The sequence below is a fragment of the Vibrio methylphosphonaticus genome, assembly GCF_023634655.1.
In the GTDB taxonomy this organism is placed as follows: Bacteria; Pseudomonadota; Gammaproteobacteria; order Enterobacterales; family Vibrionaceae; genus Vibrio; species Vibrio methylphosphonaticus.
Genome location: NZ_JAMKMS010000017.1, coordinates 13,187 through 27,410, shown reverse-complemented (window position 1 = coordinate 27,410; position 14,224 = coordinate 13,187). Strand labels below are relative to the sequence as shown.

Here is a 14,224-nt window from a genome sequence, read left to right as displayed (position 1 = left end):
ATCAACCAAGCATCATCAATAGCGGCTGTGAATTTGACTTATTTTTCACCCATGACATTATATAAACACCTGGAATACAAATATCACTTTCATGCTACTTACAGACAAACACCAATTTACACAACGCATCAAAATCGATCATACCGGATGCTACGTCGCAACGTATAAAGACCTTATACTGAAAAGTGTTTTTCAACCGATTTTCTGTCAGGCTGGTAAGATTATCGGCATGGAGGCATTAGTCCGTCTGTATGGCCAAGATAACCAACCGATACCACCTAACCTTTTTTTCCAGAATAAAGAGGTGCCGTTATCCGACCAACTGAATGTTGACCGATTAAGTCGCGTGATCCATATTCGAAATTTCAGTATGTCTGAGTATCGCGAAAGGCTTTTATTCCTGAACTTCCTGCCAATCTCCAGTGAGCGATTGGCCGCAGAAGGACTGCAATCTTCCTTATTAATGTCACGCTTAAAGGCTCTTCAGATCGATTGTAAGCGCGTCGTGGTAGAACTGGTTGAATTAACCGCATTCAGCCCAAAAACATTGGCTTCCGCAACAAAACACTTAAGCGAAGCAGAGTTTCTCATCGCGATTGATGACTTCGGCTGTAAGGAATCGAATCCGGAAAGAGTCGCATCCATTCGTCCAAACATTCTCAAATTTGATCGACAGTTACTGCTGGACTACATCGCAGGAAAACAAGCACCACTTATTGATGGCATCGCGCTGGCTAAAGAAAATGGCGCAAAAACCGTTATAGAAGGCATTGAAACGGACGAACAACTGGCAAAAATGCGGTCGTTAGACTTTGATTTCTATCAAGGTTTCCACCTAGCCGTGCCTACGACCCTTGAACCTAGACTTAGACAAGTCGTCTAGTTTATCGCTTAATTGGTCTAGTTGAATTAAAAGCGCTTACCAAGCATAAAAGTGACCCCTTCACGCGTTTTTCCACTTTGAGCCATTAACGACGCTTCCCAATTGTCAGCAAAGCCCTTTTGCAGACCTATCATTGTTGACCAGCGACTCGAAGATTGTGTTGCGCTGAATTTAATATCGCCGAGCCTACCTTTTAATTGACGTTGATAATCCTGATACTGACCACCAATCACAATTCGCCAACCACTATCGCCTACATTTAGCCCAACTAATGGAGTAATGACCAGCGCGTCTAAGCTCACTCCAACACCGGAAACCGACGTTGACACATACTGCGCATCGATGGTCCCAAAAAAGTTCTTGTGTCCGTACGCCAGTGTACTTCCGACAGCGGTGACAGTAGAGGTCGTGGCCATGCCGTTCATCTCCAGCCGAGCCAAATTACCATTGGAAAAATCACTGACTCCGATGGATATATTGGAAGACGTGACCGCTTTACCGATCATGGCATTAAAGCCCCAAAACGGCAGCACCCATACGTCGCCGCGAACCGCAACAATGCTAGTCGTATTGGTGGTTGAACTTCCGCCGCTCGGCAAAAGGTCGTCAACAGACTCTCCATCAATCTTAAAGTCACCTAAATTCATGAGGTCTTCTTGCTGGTGAGTGAACAGTGAGATGCCCACCGGTTTTGGTAGCGTAATTCCCATATCACGCACACGATCACCGAAGAATGGTAATGTTCGCCCATAATCCTCATCATTTGTTGGCGGATTATTTGCAGCCCAAGATGTAGCCGCGCTTAAAGTAAAAACGATAGCTATATAAGTCCGCGTTTTAATTATTGAGCCCAAGAGTACCGGATTCAATAAATAATTAAGTGATGAAAAGTAAGTAGGAATATTCAAACAAAATGCCTGGCTAATGTTGGGCTCGTGATTCTAGCAAGGTTAAGGGAACAAAAATAATTCACATTTGGCATACTTCAACCCTTGAAAATACACCCTGTAGATGCAATGTAAGCCTTATCACCAGTAAAACAATAGACGACACCTATATTGAATTAGCAAATAAACAAGGAAGACATGCCAAACGATATTGCTAAGAGCAAGCCTAAAAATACCCTACCCAGCGAGAGAATGCCTTTATTTCTCCGAGGATGCCTTTCAATGATGCCGTTAAGTTTAGCGGTCGTTCCGTGGGGCTTTTTAGCCGGCTCTTTTGCCATTGAATCTGGGTTAACCTTCTTTGAAGGCCAAGCCATGAGCGCCGTATTATTTGCAGGGGCGGCTCAACTGGTTGCCATGGGAATGATTAAATCTGGTGCGACGTTGCTGACTATGATGGTCACTATATTCTTTATCACCTCTCGACATTTTCTGTACGGGCTATCTATGAGGGAATCGATTTCTCCTCTACCGCTCAAATGGCGTCTAGGCCTGGGTTTTTTATTAACGGATGAGTTATTTGCGCTATGTGGACATCAATCTCCGCAACAATTTAACCGCTGGTTTGCGCTCGGTGCAGGGTTATCCTTTTATTTGATTTGGAATGTCGCCACAATGATTGGCCTTGTTGTTGGTAGCCAAATCCCTGACTTACAGCAATATGGCTTGGAGTTTGCTGTCGCAGCGACATTTATTGCCATTGTCATACCAACAATTAAATCTTTAGCGACGTTACTCGCTACCTTTTCAGCCCTCGTGACTGCGGTTGTATTAGCGACAATGAACGTTGAAATGGGGTTAGTGATCGCCAGCGTTGTTGGGATGAGTGTTGGCTATGTGGTGGAAGGGAAAACCAAGTCATGATTTTTGCGATAATTCTAATTCTGACGTCAATTGTCTTCGCCAGCCGTTATCTTTTTCTGGAACCTAAACTGCCGCTTAGAATCAGCGCCAGCGCTAAACGCTTTCTAAGTTACGCCAGTCCTGCAGTACTCACGGCTATTTGGGGGCCCATCGTGTTTCTTCCACATGGAGAACTTAACTGGAGTGACAACTTGCCATACTGCTTAGGCGCAATTTTTGCCATCATCTGCGCTAAAGCCACGAACAATGTGTTGTTAACTACTATCGTCAGTATCGCGTTCTTTTTGCTATTAAAGCTCAGCGTATTTTAGGGACTGAGCCTTAATAGCAGAATTAATCACCGCGCTGCTTGCGAAGCGAACGATTAGATAGACCCGCCTCTGGTTTAGCGGGCACCGCCCTTCTCTCGTGTAAAAGGTGGCGAATAGACAAGAGCGGATGAGGAAGTAGCATCCTCGGACCCGCATAACGCATTACGGCTTGCATCTGTTCTTTGGGGTCTGGCTTATAACAGTGAATAGGGCATTTATTACATGTTGGCTTAGTCTGCCCGTAAGGGCATCGATCTAACCGCATTTCAGCGTAGTCAAGCAGCTCGCGACAAGACACGCACACGCCTGCACCAAGACGTTCGTCTTGGTGATGATCACGACAATATATCGCAACCATCGCTTGTACCGTTTTGAACTCTGTTGCCAACTCCCCCGACAGCACGCTTAGTTCAGATTTCATCGTCATTAGTAAATCAACAATGTATCGTCAATGGGCTGATAGTCGTCAGCGACTTCAATCAAATTATTAGCGGTTAATGCGCGCGCACTGATAACCGTGACTTTCTTGCCGAGCCGCTGTTGGATTCGCTCTACGAGAATTTGAAAGTCACCATCTCCTGACAACAAAACAATGCGATCAACATCAGCAGCCAGTTCAATTGCATCTAAAGCGATACCGACATCCCAATCCCCTTTTGCGCTGCCATCTGAGCGTTGGATAAACGGCTTAAGATGAACCTTAAAGCCAATACCTCGTAAAATGTGATGGAACTGTCTTTGTTTAGGATCGGTAGAGGAAATGGCGTACGCATTCGCCGATTTTATTTGATATTGGTCAGACAGTTGGCGCCATAACGCGTTGTAGTCAAAACGACTTTTGAATGCTTGGCGTGTGGTGTAATAAATATTTTGGACGTCAACAAGGACTGCGATGGTTTCCATAACTTCAACCTAAGCGGATTTTGTTCCATCATAACAGATCTCTGCTGCTCGTGGATGCGTCCGATAACGACATATCGCTATCCCCCTCAAAAAAAGCCTCCAATTATCATCATAAATTGGAGGCTTACTCGGGATAAAAGATTAACGGACGATGCGTTCAATCAATACCCATTTACTCATTTTTTTGCGCTAGATGACTGCTCACTAAGCTCGCTACCATGATCGCTAAGTAAAAGCTGCCTGTGATAGACTCCAAAAAGACGAAAAATTTAGGAATGGCGAGTGTTGGCGAAATATCACCGTAGCCGACTGTCGTGAGCGTGATAAAGCTAAAATAGATCACTTCAAATAAGTTATCTAACCATGGTTTATGGCTTATCCCATTAAAAGGGTCGACAAACAGCTCGAGCTGGATGAGATAAATAAACGTAAAGCTCAACCCAAACAACAAATAAACACAAATCGATCCGACGATTTGATTCAACGTGACTCTTTTCGCCATCACCACCTGCTTTAGCGCTGAATACGTTTGTGCGAGCACAAAACACAACATCGCTGACATTGTCACTAAAGACAGATCTTTACTTTCAAAAAGAGTGATGGTCCCAGAGGTAACAATAACCACCAGCATCACGGCATACCAAGAGCGATAGAAAGTTTGCTTACGATGTACACCGACAATCGACGTAGACATACAAAGTACCAGTAGCGCCATTACATACGACTGTGCATCGTCTTTAAATTGATGGACCACAGCACTCAGGAAAAATAGAACTAATAGCGAGCCCAGTAAAAAGAAAAAGTTATCGTCTTTCGTCACGAGTTTCAAAACTGTCTCTCCTCAATTACAGCATTTCTTTAGCGATTAAGTGCAGCAGGTACGTTTCCCTTTCGATACTCATACCTTTTTTATCACTTTCAGCAATGGTCTTCTCATTAAAGGCAATCGCTTCATGGATATTAATCCAAATTGGCTTCATGCCATTTTTAATTTCATAATCCTCGTAAGCGGTGTTGCCTAACTCACGGTCAACCTTACAAGAATAACAGTAGGACACCATATGCACGATATCCGCATCTTTCTTATGCCAAGGACGAAATTCTTCATAGATTCCAAACGGCTTAATTCCGTGAATATTGCGGGCGCCCGTTTCTTCTTCTAATTCTCGGACCATACCTGCAATCACATCCTCACCCTCATCCAGCCCCCCCCCCGGTAGCGAGTAATCATGATAGCGCTCGGTATACAGTAATAAGATCTGTTCTCCATCTATCGCTATCGCTCGGGTTGCCTTTCGATGGTAAATTTTTTTGTCATCCAAATGATCGATATCGGGGTGAATCGCAGTCGTAATCTTTCTCATGTTTTGCTCAACAACGTGGTAATACTGCGAGAAGTCTATCACACAAATGAACATTTACACTTTGACACAGTTTTATTGTTATTTCACAAGGGACTATCATAAATGAACGCTGTATTATCACTCCCTCGCTTAAAGGGATGTTAAGCAACTAAACACTACACTTTGAGCTAACTCCCTTTATATTATGAATGTTTATCCAACGAGAATTACCCCCTCTGCCAAAATGACTACACCAAAGTCACTGGTAAAATTGTCTGTCATCACTCTTGCTCTCACAAGCCTATTTATCCCTTGGGCGAATGCAACGCAACAAGTAGAAGTCAATACTGACAATTCAGCTCTGACTCAAGAAGACTTACTAAAGCAAGCCGTTGCGGCTGAAGATCCACTAAGCCATCAAGCGCTGACTGCGCAGCAATATCGCACTTGGAACGAACTTGGCTATCGCTCTATTGATACCAATAGTAGTTTTGAAGAACTGCGTCAGAATGAGACCACCGTTGAGCAAGTCAGTTTTTATGATTCCCCTTACCAAGTGTCTCTGTTTAACCCTCAAAACGGTGAAGACAGCGAACGCCTTTGGTCGCAAACCAAGTCCATTTTTGCATATGGTGTAGGGGTTGCGGGTGTGTTAGCACTTATGCCTGAGTCCATTACAAACTGGGAAAAAGATGACGTTCAACTTATGAACAAATGGTGGGACAACGTACAATCTGGTCCAGTGTGGGATCGAGATGACCACGTTATCAACTATATTGGTCATCCATATTTTGGTGGGGTCTATTACCAAGCGGCGAGGAAATCAGGCTATCGCCAATGGGATGCTTTCATGTATTCCACGTTAATGTCCACATTCTACTGGGAATACGGCATAGAAGCCTTTGCAGAAATCCCATCAATTCAAGATCTTGTCGTCACCCCTACCCTTGGTTGGGTATATGGTGAGTGGGCGTTTAACAAAGAAAAAGAAATTCGCCTTGGTGGCGGTACGGTTTGGGGATCGGATGCGCTTGGGTCGACGGCCCTCTTCTTCTTAGACCCTGTTGACAGCCTAGGGCGCGGAGTGAATAACGTTGCCGGTAGAGAAATCGTAAAAGCGGGTACTGGATTTGTTGGCGCGCATTCTAATGTACTTAGAAACGGCGAAGTGGAAACGAAATACCAAGTTCAAGTGCAGTATGCCTTCGGCGCAGGTGAAACCGATGACAGTTTGAAACGTCGTCAGAAGAAAAACTACCACCAATACACGGATGATCCGGTCACATACGGTATTGTCGGCGTCAGCGCAGGGTTTGCTTACCCTCAGTTAGACAAAGAACGTAACCTCAAAAATGACTTCGCTCCAGCATTTACGTTAGGACTTTACTTCACCGAGCAGTTCTCAACACGTCTTGGCTATATGCAAGGCAACTACGAATCAACGGTCAGTAATCAAAAACACGTTTATGAAAACTACAGTTTAGACTTTCAATACTATTTACTCCCTGGCAGTCCTGTGAAGCCATACATCAATGCGGGCGTCGGTGAGGCAATGCTTGATAAAGATCGTGATACGAAAAAATTACAGTGGAATATAGGCACAGGTGTTCATTACTCACTCAATGCCAATTGGTCGCTGCAAGCTGACTGGAAATACGCCTATCACCGCAATTCCGGTGCGCGAGACCATATAATGGGTTCTCGTTTGATTTACCGCTTTGGTGAAGGCAATAAGTACATCTAATCAACAACCGTCCCTTTGGTTAGTCGTGAAAATGACTACGCCAAAGGGCATCAAGTCCCTAGTGTCTTGAAGATTAAGCGACTTGAAGATCAAGCTTAACGCACTACGTTGTAGGAATTGTAGGCACAAACTCGATATCTCAACAATTTGTCGATTAATTGTAAATATTTTGACCCAATCAAAACACTTTTTCTCTGAGATCTCCTACACTTAACCAAAAGCCAGATTTCCAACTAGGAGAACGAATGAAAACAGCAAAATGGATGATTGGTGCGATTGCAGTAGGTATTATGGCAGGTTGTGCAAGTGAGCCTGACGAATATGATGTCGATGAAATCACAACCATTAGCGACCCAGCGTATATTTATTGTGTTGAGCAAGGAAATAAACTGGCACGTGTATCCGAAAACGGTAAGCGTGTTCCTTACTGCATTATCTCAGACGAAGAAAAATACACCGTTTGGGACTACTATGAAAATAGAAATAAAGAAGAAGAAAAGTAACACTTAATAATGGGCACTCGACAGCAGTGCCCATTATTCATATGCTTTCATTTAACCACGTGAATCTAACCGCTTTCGTTTCCTTCGCTCCACCCTCAATACATCCAAACAAATGCGTGACGCTTGATAGATAAGCTAAAACACATTCCACTAAAAATCGTGTTAGAACATTGAGTGACCATTCAATGAACGTTCTGGCACTTGTTGAATCGCGTCCCAGTGTTCTACGATTTTTCCGTCATGATCAAACCGAAAAAAGTCCATCGTGACGTACTCGTCGCCATCGGGCCACTGTTGGTGAGTATGCAATGCCACTAAATTGCCTTCGCCAATCACACGTAAAAAATCGATGTTCTTTTTAGGATGTTGCGTAGCCATTTGTTTAAAATATTCAATAAATCCCTGCTTTCCATCCATGACAACTGGATTATGTTGAATGTACTCATCACCGACATACTGCTCGACCGCTTTGGTTGGAGAACCCAAATACGCCATTTGATAAAACTCAACCGCGTGCTTTTTATTTTGTTCAATCTGACTGTTCATAACCCACCTTCGAATTCGCATTTATGCTAAACCGTAGGCCTTGTTCACCACAAATGCCAGTTATTCAATCTCCGCATAACAATCACTCAATACAGCAGCTGACCATCCTGTTAAAGGTCTTTGTCAGAAAAGCTTTCTATCTCTAATTGCGTTAGATAGCGCCACTCACCAGGCATAACATCCAGCTGTATATCACCAATTCGCTCACGATGAAGTGTCACCACTTTATTTCCAATGCTGGCAAACATTCGTTTCACTTGATGGAATTTGCCTTCAGTTATCGTTAAGCGTACGTCCTTAGGGGTAATCATCTCTAGGAGGGCAGGTTTAGTCAGCTTCTCCTCTCCTTGCAGCTGGATCCCCTGTTTAAACTTATCGGCGGCATCTAGATCAATAGCTTTTGATAAACCAACTCGATAGACTTTTCTGCACTGTTTCGAAGGCGTAATAATATTGAAGGACCAACGACCATCATCGGTAATGAGCACCAACCCTGTTGTGTCGGCATCTAAGCGTCCAGCGATATGGAGTTCATCACGATGTTCAATATCAATATTATTGAATAGTGATGGGTAGACTTCATCGATATTTGAGCAAATTGTCCCCGCCGTCTTATTTAGCAGTAGATAGCGAAAAGGACGACAAGATAGCGCAACACCGTTCAGTGTCACTAGGTTATTCTCATGGACCTGAGCTCGTTCACTGGTCATCGTTTGTCCATTAACGCACACCTCACCTCGCTCAATCGCCGAACTGGCTTGGACACGAGTCAGCATAGTACTTTTACAGACAAATCGGTCTAACCGCATTCCATTACTCTCCTAACAATATTTTCCGCCATTATGCGCACTCAGTAGTGATTAGCAAGTCCACTCGTACCAAGAAATAGACGCCTTTGAAAACCAATTCTCACGTTAATTTCGCTTTACTCTACACAACCTAAGGGTCTTTCGCGTAGACTAGCCATGTTTGAAATCACTCTTTAGTATGGACGAATCATTTTGCAGACGCTTTCTCAGCTCCAATCGGGCGAACTTTCTGGTATCACTCATCTCAAATTATCTGAATCATTGACCACTTTCCCATTAGAGATATTATCGCTTGCCGAAAGCTTAGAAGTGCTTGATTTGTCTAATAACCAGCTGTCATCGCTGCCAGACGAACTAGAGACATTCAGCAAACTGAAAATCGTCTTTGCGTCAAATAATCGATTTACAACGTTACCTCCCGTATTAGGTCGCTGCCCAAACTTAGAGATGGTTGGATTTAAAGCGAACCAAATCAATAATGTTCCGGCAGACTCATTACCCAAGCGCCTTCGTTGGCTTATTCTCACGGATAACCAGATTCCATCGCTGCCTGACTCGTTAGGTGAACGACCTCGATTACAAAAGTTAGCCCTAGCCGGAAACCGCTTAACGGCGCTGCCAAGCACGATGGTGAACCTGCATAACCTTGAACTGGTTCGGATTTCCGCCAACCAGTTAGCGCAATGTCCAGACGCATTATTATCCTTACCTAAACTGGCATGGCTTGCCTTCGCGGGAAACCCATTTTGCCAATCCGACATTAGTATCCAGTCTGTTCCTAAAGTCAAAGCCACCAGCTTTACGTTACAGGAAACGTTAGGACAAGGCGCATCGGGTGTGATTTCTAAGGCAACGTGGAACCAACCGCAGCCGACACTGCCACAAGACATCGCGGTTAAAGTATTTAAAGGCGAAGTGACGAGCGATGGGTACCCAGAAGATGAATTACAAGCCTGCCTAAAAGTTGGCAACCATCCCAATCTTGTTCAATCTTTAGCGCAAGTGCATGAGGAAGGCTACTTAGCTCTGATCATGAACTTAATCCCGGCTCACTATAAAAACTTGGGCTTACCGCCTTGCCTAAACAGCTGTACACGAGACACCTTTGAGCCGGGCTTTACCTTGCCAATTAAAATGATTGAAAAAATCGTGACGCAGATGGAAGAAGTGTTTGAACATTTGCATTCAAACCAAGTATGTCATGGCGACCTGTATGCACACAACACGCTGGTTGATGAGACAGGCAATATCATATTTGGTGATTTTGGTGCGGCCACCATGTACCACATGCTATCAAGTCAGCAACAAAACCAAGTCAGAATCATTGAAGAGCGGGCACTTAAGTACTTCATTGACGACCTGCTAAGCATTTGTGCTAAGCAAGATATTAATAGCCAGAAATACAAGACCTTACGCAATAAAACGTAACCGCCTTTCTTTTCCTCTTTCTAGTTAAAACTACATGGCTATTTGTTCTACATAGGCGAATATCATTGCCCCATTAAGCACGACACGTTTGGTGCCTAATGGGTGCAAAAGTCGGTGGACGGCTATTACGTTAACGCGACAACTATTAACTAGGTGATAGAGCACTTAGCTTAGTGATAGCGCACTTACCTTAGTACAACAGTACTTAACTTATTAGCACCTCGATGAACTTAGCAATAAAGCACTTAGCTTACCGATAAAACAATTAATTGACCGATAAAGCCATAAACTTACCAATAAAGCCATTAAATTACCGAAACCCCTTCGACCTCAATGACTGAACTGGCATTAGCTCGCTCAATGATTTTCACAATTACCGACTGAATGACTTCATCATTTCTTGCATCTGTTGTACTCGAAAACAATTCCTCTTGAATTTGAGCGCCCTCAGCTTGTACAAACTGAATCACCACCTCAGATGCTCTCTCTGCGCTTTCCCCACGATACTCCAATGTTATTTGTGGGTAACCTTTAAAGCCTTTTTTTACTTGTTTCGCAATGCGCTTTTTCGCTTTATCTACGTTCATACCACTCCTTGTTATTTTTCAAAGTACGCTATAACGGTTGCATCAAAAGATTGATAGCTTATTCCCAGTCTAACCTTCTGATATTGCTAATTTGGTTGAGCTAAAGTCAATATAACCAGACTACTTCGCTAACGGTGAGAAAACCATTACAATGCGCGCAATTTCCTAAAATTCTTCATCATCTAAACGTATAGGTACTTACCTTGAAGCTAAGTAGAAGGCTGTCGCAGATCGATCATATGATCGCTTCAAATTACACTCATATTTGGGACTGCTGTTGCGATCACGGGTTTCTTGGTGCGGCTTTGCTAGACCGTAATGCCGCGCAACACATCCATTTTGTCGATATTGTTCCTAAGTTAATGGCGGCACTTGAAGATAAACTCCAGCAGTTTTACTCAGCTTCATCGTCCGAGTATTACGTCCATTGCATCGACGTCGCCACGATACCATTATCCAAATACAAGGGCCGGCATTTAGTCGTCATTGCCGGCGTAGGAGGAGACCTAATGATGGACTTCGTCAGCCGCCTTAATAGAGACCATCCGCAACTAGAGATCGACTTTCTCTTGTGCCCTGTTCACCATCAGTATGCACTTCGTCAAACCTTGATAAAAAATGGCTTGCGGCTTATCAATGAGTCATTGGTGGAGGAAAATCGGCGCTATTACGAAGTGATGTTAGTGACAAATGATAGCAAGCAAGGCGATGTCATTAGTCCGGTTGGTAAGCAACTATGGCAGACGAATAGCTCAGAGCAAACAGAATTAGCGGCAAATTATCTCGATAAAACGTTGCGCCACTATGAGCGTATTCAAAGTGGTGGTAAATCAGACGTTGCCGCGATCTTGAAAGATTACAGACAAGTTTCTATTGGTGATAAGTAACATTCACTCAAAGCCAGCAGTCAACGAGCGCCAGAGTGAGCGCCAAAAATGTTAAGTGCACCGCACATCTTTAGGTATCCGTATGACATATCGAGATTCTCTGCCATTACAGGACTTAGAAGCTTGACTGGGCGAGCCGTATTTCTTAACTTGTTATAGAACGCCTTTGCTTGCGCGTCTGGAATGGCCGAGAGAAAGTTGTACTCGGCCACTTTCTTCCTTGGCCTTTACCTTGTTCTTTTTCGCAAGCGATTGACTCATTGCACTCAGTAATCAGTGATCAGTTATCAGTTATCAATAAACAAAAAAGCCGATGTCTCCATCCGCTTTTTATTGACTACTTTTAAAATCATCTTTTATATCATGCCGCCACTTGGCATGAAGTACAGCATCACTAGCCATACCCCAACCCAACTAGCCACAACCGCGACATCAAACCAATCTTTATTCCACATATTGCCTCCAAAGAGTGCTGTGAGCATCACTGACTGAACAACATCAATGTTCCATTAGCGATAACAGTGTTCGCTTAAAACACTGCAATAAAGATACCAATTTAGCGTTTGGTGGCAGGTTTCAGACTACAGTTTCTGACAATGAGACACGAAAGTTAATCTTTCCGGTTTATCTTTCAATAACTTAATAAAACAGTCAGACATAGACCAATTCGTGACAACCCCTTCATCTTGCATATTAAGGATGGCGTCGTAGCCTTCTTTGCCTTTCATGGTATAAGCGCTTGATGTACCAGTATATAAACGAGTACTGTCCAGTGGTCTTCCCGCGACAAAGACATCGCTGACCCTCTCACCCATCGGCGCATCTTTGTCATAATGAAACTCAAGTTGATAAGTGTAAGGGTAACTGCCCGATCCCGTTCCAACTACCCCATTATCAGTCGCATTATTAATTGCACCCTCAATGATGAGAGGTATGTAGCAACCTTGTATACCATAAACTCCGATAGGGACAGCAAAAGGCAGTAACTTACCAGCGATATCGGCGACAGAAATATCACCAGCGTTAAGTGAGTTCCTTACGCCACCCGCATTGTGTATGGCAAACTCAGGAGAATAACCTAATTGGGTCATCGCATAGTGAAATGATTCCGCGACGGAGGGTGCGATCTGACTGCCACCTTGACTATCAGGTAAGCGTATATGGCGAAGTGGACGACGTAACGATGCAACAATACTTTGCTGCAACGCTCTCACTCTAGGTTGGTATTTGTCTCTTAAAATCGCTTTGATTCGCTCATCTTTTCGACACTGAACAACATTAGCGTGACCTTGTACGGTTGCTTTTACCGCATCATAGTCATCGTCAGTTAAGGCACTATCGACATCCATAAATATACGGCGCCCGACTAAGAGTTCATTTTTCCCACTGAACTGACTAACCGCACCATTTTCATCAAACTCAATCTCACAGTGTCCCATCGTCATAGAATGGTGCCCTGCCTGAACAACATAGGTATCACCAATTTTTATGCCATATGGGTCTTTACTTACTAAACCCAAGCGTGAGAAATCCCCTTGCAGCACATGACTGTGCCCGCCAATAATCAAGCCCACTCCATCAACTTTACTCGCCAAATCAAGGTCAGCATCGTAACCAAGATGACTAAGTAGAATAATCTTATTAACGCCTGAATCTTGGATAGCTTGAATGGTATTTTTTGCCGTTAAAATCGCGTTTTCAAAAACAGTATCGCTATCTGGATTGGCAATATCGGCCATCTTGTCAATTGATAGTCCGAAAATCGCTACCTTGTCTCCCTTAACGGCTTTTTCGATCCAACGTGCTGTTTTTGTTATTGGCTCATAATCATAAACATTTGGCTGTCCCTTAAGGGAAAAGGCCTTTCTGCCTTCTTGTGATAGGTTCCAGTTACCCGCTAGAAATGGGAAATGAATACTTCGAACAAACTGTCCAACCGGATCGTTACCCATATCAAGCTCGTGATTACCAAGCGCCATCGCATCCAACTCTAAGGCGTTAAGTAGTTCCGCGTTCGCTTCACCTTTGAAGAGTGAAAAATACAACGTACCTTGAAAGCAATCACCAGCATGAAGAAATAGAAAGTCATCACTATTATGCGAGTCTTTAATTTGTTCTACGCGGGTTTTGATGCGTGCAAATCCACCCGCACTGACGAAGGGATGAAATTCATGATTGGCTACCTGAACTTTGAGTTGTAAGGAGGTAGGTTCAAAATAAGAATGCGTATCGTTGATATGCGCGATGGTCAATTTGAGAGGTGTTGTTGTTTTTATCATAGTATTATCTCTTAATTCTCCCCTCTGATGGTAGCCAGCATAATGTGACATTCAAATGAATTTTTTGAAATCACATCAGCATTATACAGGTCTTAATAAGATATACATCACACTAAATATCTACGGTTATTAGATAACTTTATGAGCAAGAGACCAACAAAATCATAAATAGTTTCTTATAATTTAGATA

Annotated in this window: 17 protein-coding genes; 7 read left to right on the top strand and 10 right to left on the bottom strand. The window is 43.5% G+C overall.

Annotation, left to right across the window (positions count from 1 at the left end; translation table 11 throughout):
- Window positions 1–91 precede the first annotated feature (91 nt).
- Window positions 92–883 carry an EAL domain-containing protein gene (locus M9196_RS18045; protein ID WP_250618909.1) on the top strand — a complete coding sequence of 264 codons (792 nt, stop codon included), beginning with the start codon at window positions 92–94 and terminating at the stop codon, window positions 881–883.
- 26 nt (window positions 884–909) lie between these two features.
- On the opposite strand, the gene M9196_RS18040 is transcribed toward M9196_RS18045, so the two are convergent.
- Window positions 910–1,602: a hypothetical protein gene (locus M9196_RS18040; protein ID WP_250618908.1), complete on the bottom strand. Its 693-nt coding sequence runs from the start codon at window positions 1,600–1,602 to the stop codon at window positions 910–912.
- Window positions 1,603–2,052: 450 nt separating this feature from the next.
- Here M9196_RS18040 and M9196_RS18035 point away from each other — a divergent pair, with 450 nt between their 5' ends.
- Together M9196_RS18035 and M9196_RS18030 are read left to right on the top strand one after the other, a co-directional pair.
- The gene (locus tag M9196_RS18035; protein WP_319946367.1) at window positions 2,053–2,694 is read left to right on the top strand and encodes an AzlC family ABC transporter permease; all 642 of its coding nucleotides are present in this window, start codon (window positions 2,053–2,055) and stop codon (window positions 2,692–2,694) included.
- Window positions 2,691–3,005 carry an AzlD domain-containing protein gene (locus M9196_RS18030; protein ID WP_250618907.1) on the top strand — a complete coding sequence of 105 codons (315 nt, stop codon included), beginning with the start codon at window positions 2,691–2,693 and terminating at the stop codon, window positions 3,003–3,005. Before M9196_RS18035 ends, M9196_RS18030 begins: the two co-directional genes overlap by 4 nt.
- A gap of 22 nt (window positions 3,006–3,027) precedes the next feature.
- Here the strand turns inward: M9196_RS18030 and M9196_RS18025 are convergent, their stop codons facing one another.
- The 4 genes from M9196_RS18025 to M9196_RS18010 form a co-directional block, all read right to left on the bottom strand.
- Complete coding sequence (locus M9196_RS18025; RefSeq protein ID WP_250618969.1) at window positions 3,028–3,426, bottom strand: nitrous oxide-stimulated promoter family protein; 399 nt, start codon at window positions 3,424–3,426, stop codon at window positions 3,028–3,030.
- A 5-nt stretch (window positions 3,427–3,431) separates the two neighbouring features.
- Window positions 3,432–3,908: a LabA-like NYN domain-containing protein gene (locus M9196_RS18020; RefSeq protein ID WP_250618906.1), complete on the bottom strand. Its 477-nt coding sequence runs from the start codon at window positions 3,906–3,908 to the stop codon at window positions 3,432–3,434.
- 172 nt (window positions 3,909–4,080) lie between these two features.
- Window positions 4,081–4,737 carry a potassium channel family protein gene (locus tag M9196_RS18015; RefSeq protein WP_250618905.1) on the bottom strand — a complete coding sequence of 219 codons (657 nt, stop codon included), beginning with the start codon at window positions 4,735–4,737 and terminating at the stop codon, window positions 4,081–4,083.
- 16 nt (window positions 4,738–4,753) lie between these two features.
- Window positions 4,754–5,272, bottom strand: a complete 519-nt coding sequence (locus M9196_RS18010; protein ID WP_250618904.1) for an NUDIX hydrolase — start codon at window positions 5,270–5,272, stop codon at window positions 4,754–4,756.
- Between the two features lie 250 nt (window positions 5,273–5,522).
- Between M9196_RS18010 and M9196_RS18005 the strand changes: the two genes are divergently transcribed.
- Window positions 5,523–6,995, top strand: a complete 1,473-nt coding sequence (locus M9196_RS18005) for a DUF3943 domain-containing protein (protein ID WP_250618903.1) — start codon at window positions 5,523–5,525, stop codon at window positions 6,993–6,995.
- A gap of 245 nt (window positions 6,996–7,240) precedes the next feature.
- Window positions 7,241–7,498, top strand: coding sequence for a putative hemolysin (locus M9196_RS18000; protein WP_250618902.1), 258 nt, complete (start codon window positions 7,241–7,243; stop codon window positions 7,496–7,498).
- A gap of 162 nt (window positions 7,499–7,660) precedes the next feature.
- Here the strand turns inward: M9196_RS18000 and M9196_RS17995 are convergent, their stop codons facing one another.
- Together M9196_RS17995 and M9196_RS17990 are read right to left on the bottom strand one after the other, a co-directional pair.
- Window positions 7,661–8,044, bottom strand: coding sequence for a nuclear transport factor 2 family protein (locus tag M9196_RS17995; protein ID WP_250618901.1), 384 nt, complete (start codon window positions 8,042–8,044; stop codon window positions 7,661–7,663).
- A gap of 110 nt (window positions 8,045–8,154) precedes the next feature.
- Window positions 8,155–8,853 (bottom strand): pseudouridine synthase, encoded by a 699-nt coding sequence (locus tag M9196_RS17990; protein WP_250618900.1) that lies wholly within the window; start codon window positions 8,851–8,853, stop codon window positions 8,155–8,157.
- A 192-nt stretch (window positions 8,854–9,045) separates the two neighbouring features.
- Between M9196_RS17990 and M9196_RS17985 the strand changes: the two genes are divergently transcribed.
- Complete coding sequence (locus tag M9196_RS17985) at window positions 9,046–10,281, top strand: leucine-rich repeat-containing protein kinase family protein (RefSeq protein WP_250618899.1); 1,236 nt, start codon at window positions 9,046–9,048, stop codon at window positions 10,279–10,281.
- Between the two features lie 305 nt (window positions 10,282–10,586).
- Here the strand turns inward: M9196_RS17985 and M9196_RS17980 are convergent, their stop codons facing one another.
- The gene (locus M9196_RS17980; RefSeq protein ID WP_250618898.1) at window positions 10,587–10,868 is read right to left on the bottom strand and encodes a hypothetical protein; all 282 of its coding nucleotides are present in this window, start codon (window positions 10,866–10,868) and stop codon (window positions 10,587–10,589) included.
- Between the two features lie 203 nt (window positions 10,869–11,071).
- On the opposite strand from M9196_RS17980, the gene M9196_RS17975 reads away from it, so the two are divergent.
- Window positions 11,072–11,755: a tRNA (adenine(22)-N(1))-methyltransferase gene (locus tag M9196_RS17975; RefSeq protein WP_284677219.1), complete on the top strand. Its 684-nt coding sequence runs from the start codon at window positions 11,072–11,074 to the stop codon at window positions 11,753–11,755.
- A 20-nt stretch (window positions 11,756–11,775) separates the two neighbouring features.
- Here M9196_RS17975 and M9196_RS17970 read toward each other — a convergent pair whose 3' ends face one another.
- Both M9196_RS17970 and M9196_RS17965 read right to left on the bottom strand, forming a co-directional pair.
- The gene (locus M9196_RS17970) at window positions 11,776–11,967 is read right to left on the bottom strand and encodes a hypothetical protein (RefSeq protein WP_250618896.1); all 192 of its coding nucleotides are present in this window, start codon (window positions 11,965–11,967) and stop codon (window positions 11,776–11,778) included.
- Between the two features lie 369 nt (window positions 11,968–12,336).
- On the bottom strand, window positions 12,337–14,034 hold the full coding sequence (locus tag M9196_RS17965; RefSeq protein WP_250618895.1) for a bifunctional metallophosphatase/5'-nucleotidase: 1,698 nt from the start codon (window positions 14,032–14,034) through the stop codon (window positions 12,337–12,339).
- Window positions 14,035–14,224: the final 190 nt, after the last annotated feature.

Coding starts and splice junctions, on each gene's coding strand:
- M9196_RS18045 (WP_250618909.1), top strand. CDS start 92: ATGCTACTTACAGACAAACACCAATTTACACAACGCATCAAAATCGAT.
- M9196_RS18035 (WP_319946367.1), top strand. CDS start 2,053: ATGATGCCGTTAAGTTTAGCGGTCGTTCCGTGGGGCTTTTTAGCCGGC.
- M9196_RS18030 (WP_250618907.1), top strand. CDS start 2,691: ATGATTTTTGCGATAATTCTAATTCTGACGTCAATTGTCTTCGCCAGC.
- M9196_RS18025 (WP_250618969.1), bottom strand. CDS start 3,426: ATGAAATCTGAACTAAGCGTGCTGTCGGGGGAGTTGGCAACAGAGTTC.
- M9196_RS18020 (WP_250618906.1), bottom strand. CDS start 3,908: ATGGAAACCATCGCAGTCCTTGTTGACGTCCAAAATATTTATTACACC.
- M9196_RS18010 (WP_250618904.1), bottom strand. CDS start 5,272: ATGAGAAAGATTACGACTGCGATTCACCCCGATATCGATCATTTGGAT.
- M9196_RS18000 (WP_250618902.1), top strand. CDS start 7,241: ATGAAAACAGCAAAATGGATGATTGGTGCGATTGCAGTAGGTATTATG.
- M9196_RS17995 (WP_250618901.1), bottom strand. CDS start 8,044: ATGAACAGTCAGATTGAACAAAATAAAAAGCACGCGGTTGAGTTTTAT.
- M9196_RS17990 (WP_250618900.1), bottom strand. CDS start 8,853: ATGCGGTTAGACCGATTTGTCTGTAAAAGTACTATGCTGACTCGTGTC.
- M9196_RS17980 (WP_250618898.1), bottom strand. CDS start 10,868: ATGAACGTAGATAAAGCGAAAAAGCGCATTGCGAAACAAGTAAAAAAA.
- M9196_RS17965 (WP_250618895.1), bottom strand. CDS start 14,034: ATGATAAAAACAACAACACCTCTCAAATTGACCATCGCGCATATCAAC.